22 protein-coding genes and 1 pseudogene are annotated in these 24,130 nt (G+C 49.2%); 18 read left to right on the top strand and 5 right to left on the bottom strand.

Going from position 1 to position 24,130, the window contains the following annotated elements:
- Window positions 1–104 precede the first annotated feature (104 nt).
- Window positions 105–1,196, top strand: a complete 1,092-nt coding sequence (locus C1752_RS15085) for a ferredoxin family protein (protein WP_110986906.1) — start codon at window positions 105–107, stop codon at window positions 1,194–1,196.
- A 498-nt stretch (window positions 1,197–1,694) separates the two neighbouring features.
- Here the strand turns inward: C1752_RS15085 and C1752_RS15080 are convergent, their stop codons facing one another.
- Window positions 1,695–3,410, bottom strand: a complete 1,716-nt coding sequence (locus tag C1752_RS15080; RefSeq protein ID WP_233501616.1) for a hypothetical protein — start codon at window positions 3,408–3,410, stop codon at window positions 1,695–1,697.
- 402 nt (window positions 3,411–3,812) lie between these two features.
- Between C1752_RS15080 and C1752_RS15075 the strand changes: the two genes are divergently transcribed.
- From C1752_RS15075 to C1752_RS15050, 6 genes are all read left to right on the top strand, one after another.
- A complete protein-coding gene (locus C1752_RS15075) occupies window positions 3,813–4,466 on the top strand; it encodes a MotA/TolQ/ExbB proton channel family protein (protein WP_110986904.1) in 654 nt (217 codons plus the stop codon).
- Window positions 4,450–4,851: an ExbD/TolR family protein gene (locus C1752_RS15070; RefSeq protein WP_110986903.1), complete on the top strand. Its 402-nt coding sequence runs from the start codon at window positions 4,450–4,452 to the stop codon at window positions 4,849–4,851. The genes C1752_RS15075 and C1752_RS15070 overlap by 17 nt, the downstream gene beginning before the upstream one ends.
- A gap of 320 nt (window positions 4,852–5,171) precedes the next feature.
- Complete coding sequence (locus C1752_RS15065) at window positions 5,172–5,915, top strand: histidine phosphatase family protein (RefSeq protein ID WP_110986902.1); 744 nt, start codon at window positions 5,172–5,174, stop codon at window positions 5,913–5,915.
- Between the two features lie 150 nt (window positions 5,916–6,065).
- On the top strand, window positions 6,066–7,055 hold the full coding sequence (locus tag C1752_RS15060) for a helix-turn-helix transcriptional regulator (protein ID WP_110986901.1): 990 nt from the start codon (window positions 6,066–6,068) through the stop codon (window positions 7,053–7,055).
- Window positions 7,056–7,162: 107 nt separating this feature from the next.
- Window positions 7,163–9,793, top strand: a complete 2,631-nt coding sequence (locus C1752_RS15055; RefSeq protein WP_110986900.1) for a TonB-dependent siderophore receptor — start codon at window positions 7,163–7,165, stop codon at window positions 9,791–9,793.
- A gap of 82 nt (window positions 9,794–9,875) precedes the next feature.
- Window positions 9,876–10,991, top strand: a complete 1,116-nt coding sequence (locus C1752_RS15050; protein ID WP_110986899.1) for an ABC transporter substrate-binding protein — start codon at window positions 9,876–9,878, stop codon at window positions 10,989–10,991.
- Window positions 10,992–11,019: 28 nt separating this feature from the next.
- On the opposite strand, the gene C1752_RS15045 is transcribed toward C1752_RS15050, so the two are convergent.
- The gene (locus tag C1752_RS15045) at window positions 11,020–11,730 is read right to left on the bottom strand and encodes a Uma2 family endonuclease (RefSeq protein ID WP_110986898.1); all 711 of its coding nucleotides are present in this window, start codon (window positions 11,728–11,730) and stop codon (window positions 11,020–11,022) included.
- Between the two features lie 112 nt (window positions 11,731–11,842).
- On the opposite strand from C1752_RS15045, the gene C1752_RS15040 reads away from it, so the two are divergent.
- From C1752_RS15040 to C1752_RS15020, 6 genes and pseudogenes are all read left to right on the top strand, one after another.
- Window positions 11,843–12,856 carry a helix-turn-helix transcriptional regulator gene (locus C1752_RS15040; RefSeq protein ID WP_110986897.1) on the top strand — a complete coding sequence of 338 codons (1,014 nt, stop codon included), beginning with the start codon at window positions 11,843–11,845 and terminating at the stop codon, window positions 12,854–12,856.
- A gap of 79 nt (window positions 12,857–12,935) precedes the next feature.
- Window positions 12,936–13,139: pseudogene (locus C1752_RS30300) on the top strand (DUF2887 domain-containing protein); the annotation flags it as partial.
- Window positions 13,140–13,145: 6 nt separating this feature from the next.
- Entirely contained in the window at window positions 13,146–13,376 is a 231-nt protein-coding gene (locus C1752_RS29325; RefSeq protein WP_233501615.1) for a DUF4351 domain-containing protein, read from the top strand.
- A 271-nt stretch (window positions 13,377–13,647) separates the two neighbouring features.
- Window positions 13,648–16,209, top strand: coding sequence for a TonB-dependent siderophore receptor (locus tag C1752_RS15030; protein ID WP_110986895.1), 2,562 nt, complete (start codon window positions 13,648–13,650; stop codon window positions 16,207–16,209).
- Between the two features lie 30 nt (window positions 16,210–16,239).
- On the top strand, window positions 16,240–17,286 hold the full coding sequence (locus C1752_RS15025; protein WP_110986894.1) for an ABC transporter substrate-binding protein: 1,047 nt from the start codon (window positions 16,240–16,242) through the stop codon (window positions 17,284–17,286).
- A gap of 147 nt (window positions 17,287–17,433) precedes the next feature.
- Entirely contained in the window at window positions 17,434–18,717 is a 1,284-nt protein-coding gene (locus tag C1752_RS15020; protein ID WP_110986893.1) for an MFS transporter, read from the top strand.
- A gap of 38 nt (window positions 18,718–18,755) precedes the next feature.
- Here the strand turns inward: C1752_RS15020 and C1752_RS15015 are convergent, their stop codons facing one another.
- The 3 genes from C1752_RS15015 to dpsA all read right to left on the bottom strand — a co-directional run bounded on the left by C1752_RS15015 (window position 18,756) and on the right by dpsA (window position 21,078).
- Window positions 18,756–19,055 (bottom strand): 2Fe-2S iron-sulfur cluster-binding protein, encoded by a 300-nt coding sequence (locus C1752_RS15015; RefSeq protein WP_110986892.1) that lies wholly within the window; start codon window positions 19,053–19,055, stop codon window positions 18,756–18,758.
- A gap of 45 nt (window positions 19,056–19,100) precedes the next feature.
- Window positions 19,101–19,931 (bottom strand): YwiC-like family protein, encoded by an 831-nt coding sequence (locus tag C1752_RS15010; protein WP_110986891.1) that lies wholly within the window; start codon window positions 19,929–19,931, stop codon window positions 19,101–19,103.
- A 619-nt stretch (window positions 19,932–20,550) separates the two neighbouring features.
- Window positions 20,551–21,078 (bottom strand): DNA starvation/stress protection protein DpsA, encoded by a 528-nt coding sequence (gene dpsA, locus C1752_RS15005; RefSeq protein WP_110986890.1) that lies wholly within the window; start codon window positions 21,076–21,078, stop codon window positions 20,551–20,553.
- 356 nt (window positions 21,079–21,434) lie between these two features.
- On the opposite strand from dpsA, the gene C1752_RS15000 reads away from it, so the two are divergent.
- From C1752_RS15000 to C1752_RS14985, 5 genes are all read left to right on the top strand, one after another.
- A complete protein-coding gene (locus C1752_RS15000; protein ID WP_110986889.1) occupies window positions 21,435–21,698 on the top strand; it encodes an Asr1405/Asl0597 family protein in 264 nt (87 codons plus the stop codon).
- 128 nt (window positions 21,699–21,826) lie between these two features.
- Entirely contained in the window at window positions 21,827–22,276 is a 450-nt protein-coding gene (locus C1752_RS14995; protein ID WP_110986974.1) for a hypothetical protein, read from the top strand.
- A 73-nt stretch (window positions 22,277–22,349) separates the two neighbouring features.
- Window positions 22,350–22,733: a class I SAM-dependent methyltransferase gene (locus C1752_RS29320; RefSeq protein WP_233501614.1), complete on the top strand. Its 384-nt coding sequence runs from the start codon at window positions 22,350–22,352 to the stop codon at window positions 22,731–22,733.
- Between the two features lie 12 nt (window positions 22,734–22,745).
- Window positions 22,746–23,204, top strand: coding sequence for a class I SAM-dependent methyltransferase (locus C1752_RS29315; RefSeq protein ID WP_233501613.1), 459 nt, complete (start codon window positions 22,746–22,748; stop codon window positions 23,202–23,204).
- A complete protein-coding gene (locus tag C1752_RS14985; RefSeq protein ID WP_110986888.1) occupies window positions 23,201–24,118 on the top strand; it encodes an ABC transporter substrate-binding protein in 918 nt (305 codons plus the stop codon). Before C1752_RS29315 ends, C1752_RS14985 begins: the two co-directional genes overlap by 4 nt.
- Window positions 24,119–24,130: the final 12 nt, after the last annotated feature.

The raw sequence follows: 24,130 nt of genomic DNA, 5'->3' as shown, positions 1-24,130 counted from the left end.
TTAACTGTATCTGCGGCTTTAGCTTTTAATCGGCTGCGACGAAAGGGAGCGTTGGCGAAACGGGCATCGAAACACTGCTTTCTTCTTATCAGTAGCGAGATCAAATGGGCACAACAGAATTATTCAATGATTGCCGATACTGTTCCTTGGTCTCTAAGGCGAATGGTGAAGATCCCATTGGCACGGCGGGGACTGCAGATCACTGGCTGGTCATGGAAATTCCGCAGCCTTGGCCCCGTGAGATGTTTGCCACGCATCCATTGATTAGTCAGCTATTGCCTCTGTTAAAGAAACTGATTCTGCGGCACGGGATTAAGTTGAGGCCAGTTGCGATCTCATCTGACCCCGAATATTCCTGCCCTGGCTATACCCGCATCATTTACTATCGGCGACCCCAGACGTACTTTGCTCAATACGAGAAGCAGGACTACCTAGTCCCAGATTCTGAGACCCCACACTTAGCCATAGCCCTTCTCGATCATTTAATGGGGAAAGCGAATACGCTACCTGAATTTGATCAATATCTGCAGCCCACCCAACATCTCCGGGATATTCTGATCTGCACCCACACTCAGGTTGATTTGGCCTGTGGTCGATTTGGGACTCCACTATACCGGAAGCTTCGTCAAAACTTTGCAAATAGTGAGTCATTGCGAGTTTGGAAAAGCACTCACTTCGGCGGCCATAAATTCGCGCCAACCCTATTAGACTTACCCACAGGACAGCTCTGGGGACACCTCGAAGATGAAATTCTGCCCTCCCTAATCCACCGAGAAGGTCCAATTCATAACATGCGTCCCTTCTATCGGGGCTGGTCAGGTTTAGGCAAATTTGAGCAAATTGCTGAGCGTGAAGTCTGGATGCAGGAAGGATGGCAGTGGTTAACCTATCCCAGAACAGGCCGACTCCAGCGAAAAGGGTTGCCGGGCATAAAGCGACCTTTATATTCACTTCTGCGCTATCTTCCGATTCAGCTTCTACAAATGTGGTTGGAGAAATGGACCGACGATGCAAAGTGGGCTGATGTAAAGATTCAGTATCAAGATGCTGACGGTATTGAGCGACAGTACAGGGTCAGAGTTGAAGAGTATGGGACTGTTCTCACCGCTTCTAAATCAGCAAAGGAACGAAACGTACAAATAGAGATGATTCCTGTACCGCAATATCGCGTCTGCGAGCTTGTCAAACAAAACTGACTGAGAGCGTAACAGGCCTGCCGATACTGACAACTTAACGGAGATAGCACCACACCAAAGGCAATACCATAGCGGATCTCAAACATCACTCCTTTGGGTTTACCATGGGTCACTTTTCATTTCGATATCCGCCGTTACACAGTTCTAAGGCCGTCGTCGAAACGCTGGGGGTAAAACGGCTCCTGGAGGATCGGTCTCAAATAGAGTCGTTGCCTCTAGACACGGTTCTGCTTCAAGCATTGGCTTGAGTTCCTTTTTCCATAAACTATCCAGTGGACCTGGGCGTGTTTGCCAATTATGAGAACGTCCCCAGCGGGGACGATGTATACGCTTCGATGCGACGAGCCGTACGAGTGAAGATTCCAGCTTTGGCTGAGGCAATTTGTTGACTCAGACTTTCCCTTTGTATCCGAATCGCTGCAGTGGCATTGATACCTCAACGAGTAAGTTGCTTTCTTTTTTCTCAAAGGATGCTCAACGCAAGATTTAGATCTAGGACTATTCCCCCACCGGTGCTGCAATCGGAGAAACTGGTTTAGGCTTTGGGGCTGGGGCTACCGGCTTAGGTTTTGGGGCCACTGGCTTTGGAGCTACTGGCTTAGGTCTTGGAGCCGCCGGTTTTGGCTTAGGAGCGATCGATTTTGGAGCCACAGGTTTCGGTACCACAGGTTTTGGCGCTGCAGGTTTTGGCTTGGGTGCAACTGGCTTCGGCGCTGCAGGCTTGGACTGCTGTGCAGGTGGTTTAGCCTTGGGAGCAGGCTGAGACTTCGGAGGAGAAGAAGCCGGTTGAGATTTTGGAGCAGGCTGAGACTTTTGAGTAGAAGAAGGTGGAATAAATTTCTCAAGGGAAGGCTTAGATTTTGGCACCGTGGGTTGAGACTTCGGTGCAGGCTGAGACTTTTGTTGTAAGGGTGTAGATGGTGAAGCCGCAGGTTTCGCTTTGGGAGCAGACTGAGATTTTGGAGCAGGCTGAGACTGCTGGGCAGATGGCTTCGGCTTAGCCGGAGAAGTAGATGACGAAGCCGAAGGCTTAACATCGACACCTCTCTGAATTGGATTGAGCCTCTGAGTCTTGGCTCGCTGCTGTTGCGACGCCCTCCGCAGATTGCGCTCTTGTTGCCTTTGTGCAGATAGAGCCTCATTCTTGGCTTTCTGGGCCTTTTCTTTGGCATTAAGTTTATAGCCGGCTTCATGCTTTAGCTTAATCGTCTTCGGCTGCTGTCCTGCAGGTAAAGACTTCATCTTCTTTTGAATCTGCTTCAGGTATTTCTTACGATCTTTCTCGAGCGCTTTATCGAGTTCTGCATCTCCTGTTGATCCTTGCGCTTTGATATCAACGACTTTGCCTTTGTCGTTGTATATCAGCTCAACTCGTTCAGTCATGCCAGCGGTGGTCTTAGTCTTGGCACTTTTTTCATAGCCAATTCCTCCCAGCCGTCCACGCCCAGACCCACGGGACTTGGCTGGTTTACCGCTAGGCTCCTTGATTGTTTTGGGAGCAACGGCTTGCGTCGTTTTGCCCGATTGATTCTGAGTGGCTGTCTTGGATTTACCTTTCCCCTTAGAGGCAGGAATCGCTGTATTCCCTGTATTGCTGCTACCAGAGTCAGCGGCTTGACCTGTACTTTTCGATGGAGAAGTGAACGGACTCAGAAGATTGCCCAACTTAGAGGTCAGAGTCTGTGCAGAATCATCTGCAGACTCGGCTCCGCCTGTTTGGGGAGACACTTCCGGCTCTAGCTTTTCGCTATTATCAGACTGCGATTGGCTTTCCTGTGGCTCTATTTTGGCTTGCTTCGCATCTTCTGGCTTCGGTTCTGCTTCTGCTTGCTCTTCTAGCTCTGGCGCTACTTCTGCTTTCTCTTCTAGCTTTGGCTCTGCTTCTTCTAGCGCTTCTGGCTCGGGTGACGGCTTAACCTCAGGCTCTTCTAGCTTCGGTTCTGGTTCAATAGGCTTTATTTTTTCAGGGGGAGGATTGATGGCAACTGACTGAGGCAATAGCTCGGTTTCGTTGACCTCCTGCTCTGCCTCTGGCTCTACCTCTTGCACTTCTTCTGCAGGAGGCTCAATGAGATCAGGTTCCTCAACAAATTCTGGATCTTCAATCAGCGTGATTTCAATGGCATCATCTTCGCTCAAATCTTCTTCAACGTAGCTAGGTAATGCGAAGCCTACACCCAAAACCAGCAGGTGTAGGGCAATGGAACCTGGCAAACTGAAAGCCAAAAACTTTCTCAACAAGCGAGTTTCAGACGCTCTCTGAGCAATTGAGATGCCATTAAGACTCATATTCTGTTAGCAAATATTATTAGTACAGATCATACAAAGTTCAGCACTAAATGACAATCGAATAAATTGTATCAGTACTCAACGCTGATGCAAGCAGCTCCTTTCAAGCCTTTGTTTTAAAGGTTTTATGCGACTGTGGAGCCGAGCGTCAGTGAAAAATATCATGAATTCTAGTCAATGCATATTTCTCTTGTTGTTGATAAGTAGTATCATTTACCGATAGTTTGCGCCCTGCTCAGGCTGCCCTAAAATCTTCAGTTGGCGGGCTGTTGTTGCTTATGTAAGACGGGCGTGAGCTGATTTGATATGGATTCTAGGAGTGCAGGTATGACAATCAGCCGCTTTTTCCTTGCGGGTGGGGTAGTGATGATACCCCTGATGCTACTTTCGGTGGTTGCGATCGCACTCATCGCAGAGCGTCTATTTTTCTGGCTAAAGACCAATCGTCAGCAAGAGCAGCTCGTTCAAAGGGTCTTCAAGCTCTACAGATTAGACAATGTCTACGAAGCAATGGGTGTTATCAAAGACAACATCAAGCTACCGATTGCTCGCATATTTCTAGCAGCATTGAACTTGGATGCACCAACGCCGGAAGAGTTCCGGCTGGCGTTAGAGAGTGAAGCACAAGCTGAAATCCCGACACTGAAACGATTTAGTACAGCGTTTGAAACCATTATTAGCGTGTCACCACTTCTGGGTCTTCTGGGGACGGTGACGGGTTTAATCACTTCATTTGCGTCCCTGACGCTGGGTAATATTGGCGGAAGTGAAACGGCCGGCGTAACTGGAGGCATCAGCGAGGCTCTAATCTCGACTGCCACGGGTTTGGTGGTTGCGATTGTCACGCTGATGTTTGCCAATACATTTCGGGGAATGTACCAGAAGGAGCTAGCTTTAATTCAGGAATATGGCGGTCAGCTAGAGCTGCTCTATCGTCACCAATATGAACGAGGGAGGTTAACCCATGCGGCTACCCGATGAGCCCGATTTGCCCGCTCAGATCAATATTGTCCCCATGATTGATGTGATCTTTGCGATTTTGACCTTCTTTATTGTGGCGACGCTGTTTCTGAATAAGAGCGAGGGATTGCCCGTTAATTTGCCTCAGGCCAGCACGGCTAAACCTCAGATTTCAACAAAAGTAACGGTCTCTATCGAACCAGATGGAGAAATTGCGCTTAACCGGAAGCCGCTAGAGCTGGATGCTCTAGAAGGTCAGATCAGGGACATGGTCACTGATGAGCAGAAGGTCACGGTGATTATCAATGCCGACCAGCAAGTGGGGCATGGTCAGGTGGTTGCTGTAATGGACCGGATCCGCAAGATTGATGGGGCTAAACTTGCGATCGCAACACGTCGCCCTTAACCCCTAAATTAGATATAGGGACAGAATACCCAACACCGTGCCCTGCATTTTTGACCTTGAGTAGAAGACTTATCTTGCGTCTGTCCTGCTCTTACCTCAGATGACTGTCCTGTCGTCTGCTCAATACGTTGACGTTTTTAGGCTTCTTAAGCTCTTAAGATTCTCAGTAACTGATTCCTAAAAAAAGTCAAAAGAACCCTCTACTTCTCTGCTAGAAGAGTTTTGGCGGATTTCAAAGGATATTTTTTGCTGTAAGCAGCCCATCTTGGGTGATAATAACTCTCATTAACGAAATAAAATCGTCAAAAATGTGAGGACCAATGATTAAGAAGTCTAAAACTGTAGAGCTATTTCTAGCTCTAGGACTAGCAGTTAGCGTGGCAGCCTGTAGTAGTGATGTTTCATCTACCGGAGGAGGTGAAGCAGGTTCTAGTGAAACACCTGTTGTGGCTGAGGTTCCTGAAGGCGGCGAGGGTGAAGAGTACAGTGAGGGCGAGCAAGCAAACGCAGACTTTGAAGACAAGCTGAGTGGCCCAGAACTTTTGAGCGCACTTAAAGAAGGGGGGCATGTCATCTACTTCCGCCACGCTCAGACAGAAAAAGATTATGCCGACCAGGCTGATCCCAATCTCAATCTCACAGATTGCGAGACCCAGCGTAAGCTCAACGATGTGGGCGAAAAGCAGGCAAAAGATATTGGCGCAGCATTTAAAGAGAAAAATATCCCCGTCGGTGAAGTCATTACCAGCGAGTACTGTCGCGCTTGGAAAACAGCAGACCTAGCCTTCGGTCAACACACAAAAAATTCAAAACTCAACTTCTTGCCCTTTGAAGACTACACTGACGCGCAAGTGGAAGAGATGAAGGCCAACGTAACCCCCCTACTGACGGCAACACCTGCAGATGGTAAAAACACGATCCTCGTGGGTCATGACGATATTTTTGAGGCCGCAACCGGCATCTATCCAGACCCTCAAGGAATAGCTTACGTGCTGACGCCTGACGGTAGCGGTGCCTTCGAGCTACAGGCCAATGTCCTGCCTGACGAGTGGGCAACACTGTAGGCCATACCAAGATGACAGCGATCCCTTGATTGGAGCGCCGTCACTTGGATAAATGCAGTGGGGCATTTTTGCTAGTTGAGGTTACTGTCTGTTTTTACAAGAATGCACCTCATAGGTAGCTGATGTACGCGCACTGGAAGATACCTTGGCATGACGATTTCCCTCACTGCAGCAGAATTTACAGAACTATGTGAGACCTCCGATGATCAGCCGTCCGTTCAAGAGGCGGGGTGGGGGCGTTCTGCCGTTTTACCCAAACGCCTCGGCAAAGGGATTAGGCAATCGTTTCATCTGCGAGGTGGACTGACAGTTGAGATCACAGAAGGTCGCCTACAGCAGACACTTCGAGTCAAGCAAGTCCACGAATTAAGCTTCCCAGTCACGGCTAAATTCATCCTGTCTGGGTTGTCATCGGTCGAGACACCAGGGGTCAAAGAGGTTTGCCCTCACTATATTGAGCAGAAAGGGCATAGCTACCTATACCATCTTCCTGACTTAAAAGAGGTCGAAGAATGGTATGCAGATGAACCGATCAAAGTGGTGATGATTTATGCCGATCCTGGCTACTTTCACTTTTTGGATCAAGATAGTGCTCTCCCCCAGCCCTTGCAGCAGAGTTTGCGAGGCCAGCGGTTTCACCAATCCTTAGGGCCCATTTCTTCAGCAATGCGGTCGCTTCTGCAGCAAATCTTGCACTGTCCTTATATGGGTATGACCCAAGCGCTTTACCTCGAAAGTAAAGCACTGGAACTCCTGGCGCTCCAGTTGGATCAGTGGCCTCAGCAGGCTCTCTCTGCTTCACAGTTACCTATCGATGAGGTTGAGCGGCTGCATCAGGCCCAAGAGTTGCTGATCCGCAATGCTGATAACCCTCCTCTTTTAGTTGAACTAGCGCGTCAGGTGGGCCTAAACGATCGCAAGCTGAAGCAGGGCTTTCGCCAACTCTTTGGTACTACAGTTTTTGGCTATCTGCAGGACTATCGGATGAAGCAGGCAAAGCAGCTTTTAGAGGAAGAAAGGCTGACCGTTGCTGCGATCGCAACCTCAGTGGGCTACCGAAATCCAGAAGCATTTAGTACCGCATTTCGACGTAAATTCTCTGTCAGTCCCAAGGCCTATCAACTGAGCATCCGGGGCTAGAGATTGCAAAAAGTCCGTTTGACAAAGAAAAAAGTCCGGTTCACAAAGGTGCTGCAACTGTAATTCTTTTACTATGCCTGTACATTTCAAGTTGTGGGTAAAGTGATATGGGTCAGAAGTATCAGGGGGGACTGGTAGTTGCGATGGCCTACGGCCTACCTTCAATAATCGCAACCTTAGGTTTGTTGCCCCCCTCCCCAGCCAAGGCAAACGAAGGGCAAGCCATTCAAGACCTGCAGCTAACAAAAACGACGCTTCTCCTGCAAGGTGAACAGCCGTTACAAAATAAGCCTGCAACAAGCGTGACGGAGTGGAGGGCACAAGTTGAAGCATCTCTAACTCAAATTACGGGTATTCGTCTAGAGTCCGGAGCTGAGAACCTAAGCATCATTTTAGAAACTGAAGCCGGAATACTTGGCCTTCCCACCCCCATTGCAGAGGGGAATCAACTCACTACGCTGATCCCAAATGCAGTATTAGCGCTACCAGAAGGCACTGGTTTTATCCAGGACAACCCGGTCGCTGGGATCGCTCAAGTCAGCGTCCTCGAGGCTGAGGGGGATCAGGTACAGGTTGTGATCACGGGAACTGACGCTGCACCTACCGCAACAGTAGGTACTGAGGCGCAAAATCTTGTGTTCTCAGTGGCGGCGGGAACCGCTGTTGCCCCCGCCGAACCCGAACCGGGCGATCAAGAAGAACTTGAAATCACGGTCACTGCAGAGAAGGCTTTAGAGGGCTTTTTTATCCCGGAAGCCAGTACCGCCACCCGCACCGATACACCGCTACGCGATACGCCTCAGTCAGTGCAGGTGCTTCCGCGTGAGTTACTTGACTCTCAGCAGGTGGTTCGCTTAGATGAAGCCCTTCAGAATCTTAGTGGTGTCGTCTCGGGCGGCAGAGATCTCGGGCGGCAATCTGTCTTTAGCATTCGCGGATTTCAGGGTGTGCCCATCCTACGTAACGGCATCCGCCAGTTTGGAGCAGGAGGAACCTTCCCGGAGACCGCCAATTTGGAAAAAGTTGAAGTCTTGCGGGGACCCTCTTCAATTCTGTTTGGGGATGTCGCGCCGGGTGGATTGATCAATATCGTTACCAAGCAGCCCACCGAAGAACCTTTCTATAACTTCGAGGTTCAGGGGGGGACTCAAGGCTTGTTTCGACCTCGACTCGATATTTCTGGCCCTGTCACCAAGGACGGCAATCTGAGCTACCGACTCAACGCGGTCTATCAGTCCGGCGGAGATTTTCAAGACACCAACGTTAATCAGAGACGCTTCTTCATTTCGCCCGTTCTTAAATGGAACATCAGCAAGCAAACGGATCTGACCTTTGAGCTGGAATACCTGGATGAACGACGGCCTCCCTTTTTCGGCATTCCGGCGGTGGGCGATGGGATCGCTGATATCCCGTTTGATCAGATTAGCAATGAGCCGGACGACATCAGCACGGAAGAGTCGCTGAATGTGGGCTACGACTTTGAACACCGCTTCAGCGATCAATGGAAGGTCCGCAACAAATTTCGCTACACGAAGCAGAATGCGCTTTTAGAGGTGGCCTTCCCGTTTGCTATTGATGAGACCACCAATACAATTACTCGCTTTTTTGCAGCTCAACCACAGGAGGCAGAAAACTTTGCGCTGCAGACCAATATCGTCGGTGAAGTGTCCACCGGACCCGTCGATCATAAGTTGCTGTTTGGCGTTGATCTGAACCGCTCTAGCGATAACTTCAATTCTCTGACGCAGATCGATCTTGCAAATCCACTCCCGCTCGATATCTTTGCGCCCGTGTTTGGTGCTTCACCCCGGCCTGATTTTGATACGCTCCCGATCTTGACGGATCAGAGTACTGAGACCGATCGGCTCGGTGTCTTTTTTCAGGATCAGGTGAAGCTGTTGCCCAACCTGATTTTTCTGGCCGGGGGACGCTTTGATCTGTTCCGGCAGAAAACGTTTATCAACCCCAATGCCTTCGACCCTTCCAGTGCTGAGCTGGTGCAAAACGAAGAAGCTTTTACCCCCCGAGTGGGGCTTGTCTATCAGCCGATTCCTGAAATATCTCTCTATGGCAGCTATTCGGAGGTGTTTGCGCCCAGCATTGCAGATACAACGACGGTGGATGGCGACCCTTTACCCTTTGAGTCTGGCAGTGGATTTGAAGTGGGGGTCAAGGGTGAATTTTTACAGGGGGCGCTGTCGGCTACGCTGGCTTATTTCGACATCACGCGCCGCAATGTGGCTAGCACAGATCCTGATAATCCGTTTTTCTTTATTGCGACAGGTAAGCAGAAGAGTCGCGGTGTGGAGCTAGATGTGGTGGGAGAGATTTTACCGGGCTGGAATATTTTGGGTTCCTATGCCTATATTGATGCGGAGATTAGTGAAGACACTGTCTTTCCGGTGGGGAATCAGCTCCCTAGTGCGCCAGCCCACAGCGCAAATTTGTGGACAACCTACGAGATTCAAACGGGTGCTTTGCAGGGGTTAGGTTTTGGTGCGGGCTTTAACTTTGTCGATCGCAGGGCAGGTGATCTCGCGAATTCCTTTGAGCTAGACAGCTATTTTTTGACGAATGCGGCTCTTTTCTATAAGCGAGACAAGTGGAAGTTTGCGCTCAATTTTCGCAATATTTTTAATATTGACTATATTGCTGATACGTCGTCGCCTGTGCGCGTGCGGGGAAATGATCCGGGCGCTCCGTTTACGGTGATTGGCTCGGTCTCAGTGGAGTTTTAGAGTCGTGGGCTGAGCAATTGGAGAGGATATTTTGGACCGTAGGCTCCAGTGATCTGCTATTAACGTATATGTACATCTTGAGATGAAACGCATTCAATCCTGCATTGGCCCCCCCGGCCCCCCAATTCTGGGGGGAGAGCGGCGAAGGCTTTGCTCAATCGCACTGAGTCATTTTATCCAAATCGGGAAATCTGCGTTCTTTGCCGCCTTCGTTGCTTTGACTGCAGGCTGTCAGCGACCGAATCAAGTATCTTCTGATAGCAGTGCGTCAGGCGGAGACTGCCGAATGATTACTCATGAGGCTGGTGAGACTCAAGTTTGTGGCCGACCGCAAAAGGTGGCGACTCTGGGGCCAAGTTTGCTGGAGCTGTCATTAACTCTTGAAACCCAGCCGATTGGCCATGCTGAATATTTTCCGTTTCCGACCGAGCGCTTTGATCAGCCCAGTGAGCAAATTCCGTATTTGGGGCAGCGGATGACGGGGCAGCCCTTCAATGTTGGCACAGCGGAGAGTCCTTCTTTAGATGCGATCGCAAAGCTCAAACCAGACCTAATTCTTGGAGACATCACTAAAAACAAAGATGAATACGCCCTCCTCTCAAAAATTGCTCCCACCCTACTATTCGACTACAGCGGAGCCGAAACCACTTGGCAATCTGATCTAAAAGCCCTCGGTCAAGCGCTCCAGAAATCTCAGAAGGCAGAAGCAGTAATTGCTGAATCTGAGCAGCGCTTAGCAAAACTGAAGCAAGACTTTAAGCCCCTTGTAACCCGACAACCCAACGTTCTGCTGCTGCTCTCAGAACAAATCAATCAAGGGGTTCGCATTGAAACCCCCAATAGTTCCTGTGGTGCCCTTTTAGAGGAAGTCGGCTTTCAGGTGCTGGTGCCCTCTGAACTGGCCCAGTCAGACCAGGATAGTCATGTGATTTCGCTGGAAGCTCTCCCGGAGCTGAAGGCGGACTGGATTTTGATTGAAGGGTTTAACAGCGATATTACAGCTAAGGCGAGAAGTCCTGAAGAACGGCAGTTGCAGACTGTTAGAAAGACCTGGGAGGGAGATGCGATCGCACAATCTCTACCCGCCAGCAAAGAAGGGAAAGTCTACTTCACCACCGTCTATCTCTGTCATGCTCTGTTGGGTCCGCTGGGTACTGACCTTTTTCTGAGTGACCTACGCCAACAACTTTCACGCTGAGTTTTTAAAACTATGGCTCAACTCATTTTTAGTCCTGAATATATCCCGACAGGGAATCAACAAACGTTCCATGTTCAGAATCATTTAATCCTTGCTGTAAGACCACCAAAACCTTTGCCATTTCTCCTGCCAGCAAATCAGGTACTGCCAGCCACAATCCTGAAAACACTTGAGAGCGAATCACGCCCTTCTCATCAGCTAGTAGAGGAACGTATTCCCCATTCTGCAGGCTAAACCAATCTAGCTTCTGATCTAATACCTGCCAGACAATATATTCCTGCACCCCATTGCGTCGATAGGCTGCTTTTTTATCATATGAATCATAGGCCGCAGTACTCGCCGCGACTTCCGCGACTAATTCTGGAGCGCCCTCTAAATAGCCATCTGTACTGAGTTGGCAGTTTCCCCCAGCGGGTGTATCGATAAGCAGGACCGCATCGGGTTGAGGTTCGTTGTCTAGATCTAAGCGGACGGTGGCATTGTCCCCCACCTCTACATGAGGTGTCGATGCTTCGTAAACCCCCAGCCACGTCATTAAATGACCGTGAGGTCTAGCATGGACTTTAAATCTAAGCGGTGAGGGCAAGTAGACAACTCCTTCGATCAGTTCGGCTTTTTTTTTGTGAGGCATCGCATGGTAGCGACGCTCGAATTCTGGCCGCGTTAGGTGATCTCCGTTCTCCAACGGCAGAATCTGCGCTTGTTCGCCCAGAGTCTGTTGCCGAGTTAAGGGTGTCATAATCGAGAGTCCCCAATGTTGCCTCTATTCTATCGCTCCAAGCTAGGGGCTTCTGTTAAACTGCCATTAATGAGAAATACTCTCACCTATCGCAATTGAACCTTCAGCACATATGGCGATCACGCTGACCAATGCCGATTTTCAGGATTTGTATGAACAAGCCAAGCATCGGGGTGAACAAGTTCATCAGCCCATAGATTCTGGTTTTCAGCACAATTTGCCGGAACAGCTAGGGCAAGGCGGAGATCGCATCCTCCAGCTCCGTCAGGGACTTGAAATATATATCCGTCAGGGTAGACTCAGGCAGACGATTCGCCACGTTATCGAACATGAATCTAATTTCCCGTTGGTCGCTAAGTTCTATTTGTCAGGGACATCTCGAGTGCAAACGCCGGATGCCCTAGATATCAGTCGTGACTATCGGGAAGTCTCGGACTGCCACTACCTCTATCATCTCCCCAGCCACACAGAAATTGAAGAATGGCCCGCCGATCAGTCCATCCATGTGCTCATGATTGTCGTAGATCCAAGCTACTTTGGTACCTTCAACCTGGGAATAAAAGGACTGCCCGCACCCTTACAACATCTACTAGAGGGGGACAGAACTCAGCGATTTCATCAATCACTGGGACAAATCTCTCGATCTATACAGCAACAGATTCGGCAAATCCTACACTGTCCCTATACAGGGTTAATGCAGCAGCTCTACTTAGAAAGTAAGGCGTTGGAATTACTCACTACCCAATTTTCCGTCTGGCAAGACGAACAACCTTATGCAACTCCGATGTTTTTGTGTAGTCAGGATGTTGAACAGCTCCATCAGGCAAAGGAGATCTTGATCCAGCGAGCAAAACAGCCCCCCACTTTGATCGATCTGGCTCGTCAGGTGGGTCTCAACGATCGCAAGCTCAATCAGGGTTTCCGGCAACTGTTTGGCACCACGGTGTTTGGCTATCTGCAACAGCATCGAATGCAGCAGGCCCAATCACTACTGCACAACTCTGAACTCACTATTGCCAAGGTTGCGGCCACAGTAGGCTATCGAAGCCCAGAAGCGTTTAGCACTGCCTTCCGACGACAGTTTGCGGTTAGCCCAAAGGCATATCAACTGGGTCAGCGAGCCTAGGGAGAGGCGTCATTTTGCAGTACACTCGCTCCAGTTTATGACGTGAAAACTGGATGCGGCGCGACCTAATTTTTTACCATTGGGTGATGTAATATCGCTGCCTCTTCCTGTTGCTGCTACGGTGTTGACGATCCTTGAAAAAGATGAAGCGCCAGCCGCTGCGAGATGGTTGCTAGAGCACACTGAGCAAGAGGCGTTCACAACGACAGAACGCGCAAACTTGATCGATATCGTGACCTCTATAATGGTATATAAGTTTGCTAGTTTAAGCCGGTCGGAGATTAGAGCCATGTTAGGACTTGACTTGACGCAGGAGCCACGTGCTATTCAGGAAGCCAAGGAAGAGGGGGAACGATCGCTGATCCTGCACCTGCTTACAAAAAAAATGGGCACATTAGATGAATCAATGTGCGATCGCATCTCCACCTTATCGTCTGCACAACTGACGGCATTAGGAGAAGCTCTGTTAGATTTCAATCATTTGAACGATATACATAATTGGCTCGCAACGCAGGAATGAACCAGGTACAAGTTTTATACAAGGTTGCCCAATGACCTGATGCGATGGCCGTTGGCGTACCTTTAGATCGTCCGAAGGACTTAGCCTGTCAGAAAGATATAGGTCGGTCTTCGACTGTCGCAACGCTTTGTCCGTTTCGCGAAGAAAAAAGTCGGTTTCGCAAAGATTTTGCTCTCAACCACCCGCTACGATGCTCTCACTGACCAAGTAAGAATAATTTTCATTAGCTAGGTTTTAATCTAGCTGCTGTAAGTGGTGTGGGTGAGACGCAATGAAACAAAGGTTTGGCAAGTTTTTGCCGCTGTGGGCAATCGCGCTGGCAGGTTTGGGAGCAACCCAATCGGTTTTGGCCACCGAGAAGCCTGCGACAACTGACGAATTGGCTGAACTTTTAGAAATTTTGGAGCCGGAAGACCGTCAGCCCGCCGCTAGCGTCACTGAATGGCTGGCCCAGATCGAAGCAACGCAAATTCAGGTGACGGGCATACAGATTAACCCGACGGAGCAGGGGCTCTCAATTGTTCTAGAAACTACAGCGGATGACCTAGCGATTCCCGCCGCTACAACTGAGGGGAACCGACTTACGGCCATTATTCCCAACGCAGTGCTGGCTTTGCCGGGCGGTCCAGAATATCAGCAAGATAATCCCGTCGAAGGTATCTCTCAGGTTAGCGTCATACCTCTGTCAGGAGATCAGGTACAGGTTGAGATTGTGGGGATAGAAGGCCCCCCAACAGTCACGATTCAGAGTGAAATATCGGGATTGGTGTTTGCGGTGGATGCAGTTTCACCAGTTGCTTCAGAAGAGGAAGAATTAGAACTCACGGTGACTGCAGAGAGAGGCCCAGAGGGCTACGCGGTCCCGGAGGTAAGTCCTACAACGCGCACCGATACGCCTATTTTGGATACACCGACATCCATTCAAGTCGTGCCGAAGCAGGTCTTAGAAGATCAGCAGGTCACCCGTATTGATGAAGCGCTCAGGAACGTGAGTGGTGTCACTTTTGGGGATACCTTTGGCGGGGTCAGCATAGACTTCAACGTTCGGGGGTTTGATGCTCCCACTCTGCGAGATGGATTCAGAGAATTTGGCGGCTTCACAGGGGCCAACCCAGCCCTTGGGAATGTAGAACGAGTTGAAGTGCTTAAGGGACCGGCCTCCATTTTGTATGGAGAGCTACAGCCAGGAGGCATCATCAATATCGTCACGGAGCAGCCGCTGGATCAACCGGCCTATGAGATCGGTCTGGAGTTGGGCAACCGAGGCTTCGTGCAGCCTCAAATCGATCTAACCGGCCCCTTGACCCCAAAAAAAGATTTACTGTATCGGCTCAACGTGTCTTACTCTCGCGACAGTGACTTCATAGACTCTGATGTAGACATTGAACGCTTCCTCGTTGCCCCTGTCTTATCCTGGCGAATTAGCGATCGCACCAATCTCACCCTAAAAGCTGAGTATGCGACTGATTCACAACCCTTTGATATTGGCTTGCCGGCCATCGGCAATGGCGTAGCCGATGTTCCCTTTAGCAGCATCATTGTTGAACCCGAAAACTTCGTAAACAGCACCCTGTTTCGGGTGGGCTATAGTTTTGAGCATCAGTTTAACGATCGGTGGGAGATACGGAATGCTTTTGAATATTCAAGACGAGATCTATTGAATACGGCCGTGCTGCCTCTCGCGTTCGATGAAGCCACAGGTCTCGTCATGCGGTTCCCTGGAAGCGCAGACATCGACGCAACCAATTTTTCTCTCCAAACCAGCGTGGTCGGAGCGTTTGCCACTGGTCCCATTGACCATAAGCTATTGGTGGGAGTTGATTTGAATCGAACCGATGAGCAAAATCTTTCTCGCTTTGACTTCGCCTCACCCTCTTTCTTAGACATTTTCAACCCGGTCTTTGGTCTCGCACCGATTGATAGTGGCAGCCTACCGATTTCCTTCAATGAAAAGGTACAAACCAATCGCTTAGGCCTTTTTCTCCAGGATCAAATCAAGGTATTGGACAACCTAATCTTGGTCGCTGGTGTTCGTTATGACACCGTCGATCAGAACATCACGAATGGGCCGACTGCTTCTGATCCCGTTGGCTCTGAAGCGGACCAAAATGATGATGCTGTGACCCCGCGTTTTGGCATCGTTTACCAGCCCCTCGAATTTCTGTCCTTATTTGCCAGCTATTCCCAGTCCTTCACGCCCAACACGGAGACCACCAGCAGCGGTGAGCTACTCCCTCCAGAGCGGGGCGAAGGGTTTGAGGTGGGTGTAAAGGCGGCTCTTTTGAATGAACGGCTCTTTGCCACCTTGAGTTATTTCGACATCAGCCGCAGAAATGTGGCGACCCCCGATCCCCTCGATCCCTTTTCATCCGTTGCCACGGGTGCCCAAAACAGTCGAGGTGTCGAGCTTGATGTTACAGGTGAGATTCTACCGGGCTGGAACGTGATCGCCTCCTACGCCTACACTGACGCAGAAGTCTCTGCAGATAATACGATTCCTGAAGGCAATCGCCTCGTCAATATCCCTGAGCACAGCGGCAGTGTGTGGAGCACCTATGAGATTCAATCGGGCGATCTACAGGGCTTAGGGTTTGGGCTTGGATTCAACTTTTTAGGAGAACGAGAAGGTGACCTCGCCAATAGTTTCGAGCTAGACAGCTACTTCCTAGCCAATGCAGCGATGTTTTATCGCCGTGATAACTGGCGACTGGCCCTCAACTTTAAAAACATTTTTGACGTTGATTACATTGTCGGCAGCAACAACAGTCGTACATTTGGTTCAGAAGTCGGTGAACCGTTTACGGTCATTGGTTCAGTCACAGTCAATTTTTAAAGTGAGTTGTCCCTCAGAAAGGAATGGTCTGTGAAAGTTTTGGCAGTAACGAAATGGCTCATCTTTGTGGTTTTGCTGGGACATTCAATCTCAGCCTGCCAACCTACCCCAGAGCAGGATACCCCCCGCAATGCTGCATCATCTGCAGATTGCCGTGTCGTCCAGCATGAATTAGGCGAAACTAAAATATGCGGACAGCCTCAACGAATCGTAGTGCTGGGGCCCTATGTCTTAGAACCTCTATTAGCTCTCAAGGTGCAGCCTATCGGTTTCGCTGACCACATCACGGTGCATCAGGGAGCCTATGACAATCCCGAGCAGCAAATTCCCTACTTAGGACGCTACATTACTCAGCCCCTCATGAATGTGGGACAGGCTTACACGCCCTCTATTGAAGCCTTGCTCAAAGCGAAGCCAGATCTTATTTTAGGCACGGTTGATGGTAATACTGACCAGTATGAGACTTTATCGAAAGTCGCCCCAACGGTGCTGCTCGAGTGGTCAGAGACGGAAGAGAGTTTGCAGACCATTGCTGAAGCCGTTGATCGTTCTGAGCAAGCAGAACAACTTTTAACGGAGACAGAACGGCGTGTGACAACAGCCCGTGAGCGTTTTGCCTCTTTAGTGGCAACCCACCCTAAACTGCTCTTGCTCAGTTCCTCTGATCTTAGAGAAATAAATTTAGGTAATTCTGGTCACGGTCTTTGTCGTTCCCTAGTTAGCAAGCTGGGCTTTCAATTAATCTCCCCACCAGAATTTGACAACAAAAAAGAAGATGCACGAGTGCAGATCTCTCTGGAAGGGTTGACGCAGTTGGATGAGGCTGACTCTATGGTTTTGTTGGGCAGCAACTTCAGTCCGCCTAAAGCAACCGGCAGTACAACAGAATTTGAAGCTAGCCAAATCACAGATTTGAAGCAGATGTGGCAGAAAAATGCGATCGCACAATCTCTCAAAGCCAGCAAAACCGGACGCGTCTACTTCATCCCCGCTTACCTTTGTTTAGGCTTACCCGGCCCCATCGGCACCGAACTTTATTTAGAAGAACTGAAACAACAAATGCTATCCCCTCTGTAGAGAACGGATATCCAAAAACTGCGTTTCGGGCGCAAAAAAATACGTTTTAGATTCAAAATCTCTAAGGAAACCCCCGTCTCTGCATTTAAGCTAGTTGAGCATCTTGTCTTAAGTGCATGCAAAAGCATCGGATCAGGAGCCAAACTATTGCGAACTTTTCTAATTATCTGGCTCGGTCAATTTGCCTCCCTACTTGGCTCCGAGCTAACCAACTTTGCCATCACGCTTTGGGCTTGGGAAATCACTGGACAAGCCACGCCTCTCTCTCTAATTCTGGTGTTTACCCAAGTCCCCAGACTGCTGGTTTCACCCTTTGCAGGCATCTGGGTCGATCGCTACCCGCGCAAGTATCTAATGCTGCTGGGCGACCTGATCGCCGGACTCTCTACGATCGCTCTACTGCTCCTGTTTTTAACCCAGAATCTGCAGGTGTGGCACCTCTACATAACCGGCGCGATTAACGGCTTATTTGGCTATATCCAAGGACTGGCTTACGCTGCCTCTCTGACGCTGATTGTCCCTAAACAGCACTACGCTCGCGCTACAGCTCTCGGCTCTGTTCAAATGTCAGGCACCTATATTTTGGCCCCAGCTTTGGCAGGAGCCATCTATGCAGCAACAGGTCTGACGGGTATTCTCTGCATTGATATTTCTACCTTTGCGATCGCAATATGCAGCTTAGCACTGGTTAGCATTCCCCAGTCTCAAGCAATCCCCCTAGCAAAGGAAAAAAACTCATTTAGAACATCGCTGACTTTTGGACTGAAATATCTCTGGCGACGGCCCAGTCTGATGGCCCTTCTCAGCTTTTTGATCCTCAATAGTTTTATTGATAGCGCTACTTTTGCCATTCTGCCTGCGATGGTTTTAGCTCGAAGTGACAACAATCCTGTCGTTTGGGGAACGCTGCTGGCTTTTTTTGGGATGGGTGGTCTCTTGGGCGGGGTAACCATGAGTATCTGGGGTGGTGCCAAACGTCGGATTCATAGTGTCTTGATTGCTAGCGCCCTATGGAAACTAGGTATTGTGATTCTGGCTTTGGCTCAGCGAAATGCAACGAAGATTGGTACGGCTTTATTTTCAGGCTTCTGTTCTCCGTTCCCAGAAAGCGCCAACCAAGCGATTTGGATGTCTAAGGTGGAGCCAGAGGTGCAGGGACGGGTGTTTGCCACGCGATTTTTGCTGACACAGTTGAGTAGTCCTGTAGGGTTTGCGATCGCAGGTCCCCTCGCCGACCAATTTTTTGAACCCGCCATGCAGCCAGGAGGACCGTTAGCCCAACTCTTTGGACCAATCTTCGGCACTGGATTAGGCGCAGGTATGGCACTACAGATTTCGATCTTTGCCATCTGCGGAATGTTGATTGCGATCGGTGGGTACAGTGTGAGGCGGCTGAGAACAGTAGAGACAACCTTGCCTGACCATGGCTAAGTCTTCCTAACGGGATATTCTCATATCTTGGGCCCCATCTAGAAAAGTTCTTCTTCTGAGTGGGTTTCAATAGTGCAGTCTGAAAGAGCATAGGCGACACACAATAGCGCATAGCCTGCGTCTGTTTGTCCATCATCAAGAAAAGATTGATCCTTTTGGTCAACCTCTCCCGATAGAACTTTGCCAGCGCAGGTTGAACAAGCCCCGGCTCGACAGGAGAAAGGCAGATCAATATCCTGATCTTCGGCTGCATCTAGAATGTATTCATCATCAGGAACTTCAATGGTTTGATTGAGATCTAGCTCTTCGTTAATGAAGGTAACTTTATACATATTGATTCCTTTGGTTCCAAAGAGACGGGCAAGTGACTGCGCGATTAGAGGCTAACTCGTTGGCAAATGTGGGGGTAAGAGGGTCAGCGCCACAAGACAAATGTAAGAAAGGGCAAAGTAGGTCTCAAATCTTGCGATCGCACCAAACCAACAGGTCCGATACCAATCCTGGAAGCAGACCACCGCACCAAACTTCAAAATTGCGATACCGAAGGTGAGAGCGGTCAGCATCTTCAACCAGCCAAGGAAATAGAGTCCAGCAATCATCACGACAGCCACGGCCAGATACGTTACCCCAGACCAGACATCGGCTTTGCCCTTACGAAACTTGATCGTGAACACCGCAGTGGCGAAAAAGAGTGAGTTCAAGATCCAGAGGCCAATAGCTTCAGGGGTAATGGCTCCCACTGTCGCTCCGTAGGCTAAGGGCGTAGATAAGCAAATGGCTGCGAACATTGTGATCTCGTTGGCAATCGATTTGTGTTGCTTGCGAGTGACGGCCACAAGGTCGATGAGGAGAGATGCGATCGCAACCCCAAAGATCCACAGCAGCTCTGGTGTTGACCAAGACAGCCACAATGCAACGGCAAGCGCAATCAAACCGTACAGCCCGCCCCACAAGACAAATCGAGTTTTCCAGCACTTGAGCTTCAACAAAACCACCAGCGGATGCTCGACCTGTAGGGCAAAAAAGGTACAGAGACAAACCAGCGTTGTTGCCGATGTCCAGGCTTGGGCCAATGAAGCACCGGAAACAATTGCCCCGCCCAGCACCAGTATGCTTCCCTGTTCGGGTGCAAAAATAGGCCGAGACCAAAACTGTGGCTTCGGCTTAGCTTCAACCGATAGCGTAGAGACAGGGGAATCGAGAGCCAAAACCATAAATACTTACAAATGAGAGAGCAATAGCAAAGGAAAAAAGTCAAAACTCAATCTAGAATGCTGTCAAGGCGAAATATTCCTCAAAACCATCAATATCTATTGCATCCACATCGGAGATAAAGGCACTCTGAGGACGCTGTCACTGACCTGCAGCTCAAGACCTTACTAACAATAGAAATTGATAAAGCAAAAGGAAGAGACAATGTTAGTGCCCGAAACCTTCTGCTGGCAAAGGCTCTAAATACTTGTTGCTGCTCTAGTTATAGATTTATTAAAAATCTGTTGAATTAAAATATCAATAATCTGCACAGGTCAATGATGATCAAACCAAAATTATGATCACTAAGACGACTCGAAAGCTTTACCTATAAAGACTTTGACGTCTAAGAAAAACAGAAGCCTAAGTTTCTTTAGCTTGTCACTATTGCAAGTATATATCAATAAGGCTATAATCGTGAGCAACATCAGCCAACAAAAATAGAGCCTCAACTCAGTCAAGGCTCTATTCATAAGTAAAACTTCAGTCGCTAGAGAAGCGTGTCCGGCCTACTCGCAGTAGCTCATTTCGAAGATGCCAGCATGATGCAGACGATATTGATCAATGCACCGCACCAGCAAGCTACTTCTGTACCAGAGTATCTGGGGCTAAAAAGTGAGCGAGGTGATAGGCCCGCTCTTCTGTCTCCACTAACATTTTCTCGTAGACAAAACGAGTGGCGCGATCGCCTAAGCTCTCTGCCTGAGATGCCTGTCGGCGCAGTACATCAATTACAGACTGCTCAGCCGCTAGATCATGTTCCACCATAGTGCGGCAGTCAAAAGCGTCATCGGCTTCTGGGGTAAAGCAGCATAGCTCTGCGAGCTTCGTGAAGCTCGCAGCCGGGACGCCACCCAGGCCATTGAGGCGCTCTCCGAGTTCATGAACATAGCCTTTGGCTTCACCTGCACTCTCATGAAAAAACTCATGCAGACTATAAAATTCAGCGCCCTCAACCACAAAGTGATGCTTTTGATACTGCAGATATAAAGCCTGAAAGCTAGCGAGTAGGGCATTCATTCCTTCGCAAACTGGCTCGGTGATTGATGATTCAAGCCGCAGGACATTATCTGTAACTTGACTAAAGGGTTGTGCAATAACTTCTGGCATGGTGTTCTCCTATCCAAAGCGAAATGATTGAATGTATCGGGCAAAAGCCCAGAGCTAACGGAGAAGCTGACGATTGGGTGAGTGGCCCAAAAAGCAGCGTTATGTCCCTGTCAGTTAAGTGGTTGTCTGTTGACTTACTTTTGACTGAATTATCAATTGAATCAGTCAGACGTTTTCACCCTAACAAACAATGAGAAGTCCATAGTCCAGGTCTTCAAAGCGATTTGAGCAATATATTTTTGTCGGCAAAAATTATTGAGAATTTATTTCATCTTGTATTTAATATCAGTGACCTACTAAGTAGAGGTTATAGAAATCACGGTGTTTTGCATTCCAGTATGAAGATTAGGAAGAAAATGGACTCTAAAAATCAGGCTTCGAAGATCGGCACTGCGATTGAAATCAACGGTCAAAACCGATGGGCAATTTATCGTCGTCTCCAGGAACTTGATATTCCCTGTGACTGCGGGGCCTATCAACCGCTAACGGTTCAGGTGGATAATCCTGAGATTGCCATTCAAGTCTGGAGCGTTTCAAGACGAGCAATGCAACCTCGTCTACAGCTCATCCTGGCACTTGAAAGATGCTGGCAGCTCTACTCCTATCGGTCGAAGGGGTAAATTACGAAACCTACGACAAAACTATTGATTCTTTGACTTTAGACGTTCCCTCTCAACACAGTCAAACTCACCTGGGGGATAGGCATATTCTCCAGGGTTTTCTTTTGCAGCGTATGGATAGCCGTTTCATGAGTAACTCGATTGGACTTTTATTTGGATTTTTAGGTGGCTCGATCATGGCCGTGGAAGGAGGATATAAGGTCTTACCCCAAACTCAATCGGAGCGTGTTTTTAACCGTCTAGCAGATGCAAAATGGTTCCTAGCGCTGCGCTGGTGTGAGCAGTTTGAGACGCCTGCCGGAATTCTGAACAATACCGGACAGCTCTCTTTTCATAATCAGCCCGCTTTAAACATGGGGGGTGAGGGGTTTATCCCTGCGGCCTATAGGTCCACTATCTTTAAGTTATGCCTGCCACTCAAAGCACTAGAGACAGAATTTTACAGCATTCCGATCGCGAGTAGCACAAGCTGTCGCTCCCTAGAGATTCAGGGAATTGAGATTGATCCGCGTTATGGCAAGGTCGCTCTAGTGCGGGACTATCACCAATATTTTTCACTGACCCCGGTTGCAGCATAGCTGGCATCAATTTCGTTCCTGAATTTGACTTGATGTGATCACAGCCCCCTGTTCTCTATCCCTAGACGCTCCTATGTCAGCCACTTCTGATATCTCATTGCAGCTTGCGGGTGTACCTGAAACGCTACTCATTACACTCTATGCACGAGCGGCTGAAAGCCAAAAGTCTGATGCCATTTTACAGGATGAAAAGGCGATTGAAATCGCTCAGCGGCTCGACTATGACTTTGCGAAATTCGAGCCAGGATGGTCATCTCAGTTGGGCTGTGTGATTCGGGCTTGGCACATCGATATGCTAGTCCAAACCTTCATTGACACCCACCCTGAAGCAATAATTGTTAATTTGGGGGCAGGGCTTTGCACGCGCTATTTGCGCCTAGAGACAGCCCAAGTCCGCTGGTACGATATCGACTTTCCCGAGGTGATTGAGCTACGGCGGCAGTTGTTTGAGGGATGAGATCGCAACACTGTGATCGCGTCTTCTATCTTAGACTTTGCCTGGATAGATGCAGTTGATCATCAGCCGAACCAACCCGTGATGATTATCTATGAAGGGGTTTCAATGTACCTCAGCGAAGCAGACAACCGAGCGTTATTAGAACAGCTTGAGCGTCGTTTCGGCTTTGCCCACGTTGTATTTGATGTTCTCAACCGCAAGGTTGCCAATCGTACTCGTCGCCACGACACAGTTTCTAAAACCTCAGCTCAGTTTCAATGGGGCATTGATCGCTCCCGCGAGCTGGAAACCTGGAATCCTAATTTTGTTCTGAAAGAAGAACAATTTTATCTCCAGCATTTTCTCGACTATCCCCAGCGTTTACCCACGACGTGGCGGGTAATCAGTCAGCTACTCCCAGCGCTCCCAATGGCGCTCTTCAAAAACTCAGGCCGAATTGTGCGATTGCAACTGGGACCAGAACCGATATGACAAAGGGAAAGAGTGCGTTTAAAGCGACTCCAATTCAGGAAAGTAATGACCTTAGTGCTGAAATTCGGTTAGATCAGCCTGCTCAACGGATTGTTTGCCTGACGGCAACCGGGCTTGATTGCTTGGTTGAACTGGGGCTAGAGCCAGTGGGCTATCTTAATCAGGGCGTCGCTGACCGACCGGAGTTTTACGGCGATCGCGCTCGATCATTCATGAACGCCGGATCGTGGATTTTTCCAAACTGGAAAGCTATTCGCCAAAGCCATCCCGATTTGATTTTAGGCTGGCATTTCCCCCACCGTTTTTATAAGCAACTCAACCGTATTGCGCCGCTCTTGCTGGTGGAAGGAGCGGGTTATGATGCCGCTGTCGCTAGACTGCAGCGGGTCGGTCGTTGGACGGGGCGAGAGAGACAGGGGAAGGATGCGATCGCAACCCTCACCCAACAGATTCGAGATATGCAACGGCTGCTACAGCACCAATCTCAACCGACTGTAATAGTCATGGGCGGTGCAACCATCAATCGCAGGTTGAACTGCTATCCCGTAGAAACGGATACGGGGACGGTCGGTAGTGTTCTGCAGCAATTTACAAATTTCCCTTGGTCAAAGCCAAAGCCTGAGCGCAGAGAAGTTGGACTGATCTACCTCTCGCTGCAGCGAATTTTGACGGTTGATCCTGATATTATTTTTGTGCAATCTTTTAGTCCTAAAAATAAACCGCTCTCTGAGCAGCTTCATCAGCATCCGACCTGGAGGCAGCTTAAGGCTGTGCAGACTCAACAGGTCTATGAAATTGAGCCATTTTGGCACTGGGGCAACGGCACTCGTTTGATCGGGTTAATGTTAGAGCGGCTTCTGCCCCTTATCTATCCTCAATCTTTTGCAGAGACTAATGTACAGGGAGTGAGATAGCGAGAACTCTGC

The sequence above is a fragment of the Acaryochloris thomasi RCC1774 genome (genome assembly GCF_003231495.1).
In the GTDB taxonomy this organism is placed as follows: domain Bacteria; phylum Cyanobacteriota; class Cyanobacteriia; order Thermosynechococcales; family Thermosynechococcaceae; genus RCC1774.
Note: the sequence above shows the minus strand (reverse complement) of the source record. Positions and strands in the feature narration are given on the sequence as shown.

Coding starts and splice junctions, on each gene's coding strand:
- C1752_RS15085 (WP_110986906.1), top strand. CDS start 105: ATGGGCACAACAGAATTATTCAATGATTGCCGATACTGTTCCTTGGTC.
- C1752_RS15075 (WP_110986904.1), top strand. CDS start 3,813: ATGACAATCAGCCGCTTTTTCCTTGCGGGTGGGGTAGTGATGATACCC.
- C1752_RS15070 (WP_110986903.1), top strand. CDS start 4,450: ATGCGGCTACCCGATGAGCCCGATTTGCCCGCTCAGATCAATATTGTC.
- C1752_RS15065 (WP_110986902.1), top strand. CDS start 5,172: ATGATTAAGAAGTCTAAAACTGTAGAGCTATTTCTAGCTCTAGGACTA.
- C1752_RS15060 (WP_110986901.1), top strand. CDS start 6,066: ATGACGATTTCCCTCACTGCAGCAGAATTTACAGAACTATGTGAGACC.
- C1752_RS15055 (WP_110986900.1), top strand. CDS start 7,163: ATGGGTCAGAAGTATCAGGGGGGACTGGTAGTTGCGATGGCCTACGGC.
- C1752_RS15050 (WP_110986899.1), top strand. CDS start 9,876: ATGAAACGCATTCAATCCTGCATTGGCCCCCCCGGCCCCCCAATTCTG.
- C1752_RS15045 (WP_110986898.1), bottom strand. CDS start 11,730: ATGACACCCTTAACTCGGCAACAGACTCTGGGCGAACAAGCGCAGATT.
- C1752_RS15040 (WP_110986897.1), top strand. CDS start 11,843: ATGGCGATCACGCTGACCAATGCCGATTTTCAGGATTTGTATGAACAA.
- C1752_RS29325 (WP_233501615.1), top strand. CDS start 13,146: ATGTTAGGACTTGACTTGACGCAGGAGCCACGTGCTATTCAGGAAGCC.
- C1752_RS15030 (WP_110986895.1), top strand. CDS start 13,648: ATGAAACAAAGGTTTGGCAAGTTTTTGCCGCTGTGGGCAATCGCGCTG.
- C1752_RS15010 (WP_110986891.1), bottom strand. CDS start 19,931: ATGGTTTTGGCTCTCGATTCCCCTGTCTCTACGCTATCGGTTGAAGCT.
- dpsA (WP_110986890.1), bottom strand. CDS start 21,078: ATGCCAGAAGTTATTGCACAACCCTTTAGTCAAGTTACAGATAATGTC.
- C1752_RS15000 (WP_110986889.1), top strand. CDS start 21,435: ATGGACTCTAAAAATCAGGCTTCGAAGATCGGCACTGCGATTGAAATC.
- C1752_RS14995 (WP_110986974.1), top strand. CDS start 21,827: ATGAGTAACTCGATTGGACTTTTATTTGGATTTTTAGGTGGCTCGATC.
- C1752_RS29320 (WP_233501614.1), top strand. CDS start 22,350: ATGTCAGCCACTTCTGATATCTCATTGCAGCTTGCGGGTGTACCTGAA.
- C1752_RS14985 (WP_110986888.1), top strand. CDS start 23,201: ATGACAAAGGGAAAGAGTGCGTTTAAAGCGACTCCAATTCAGGAAAGT.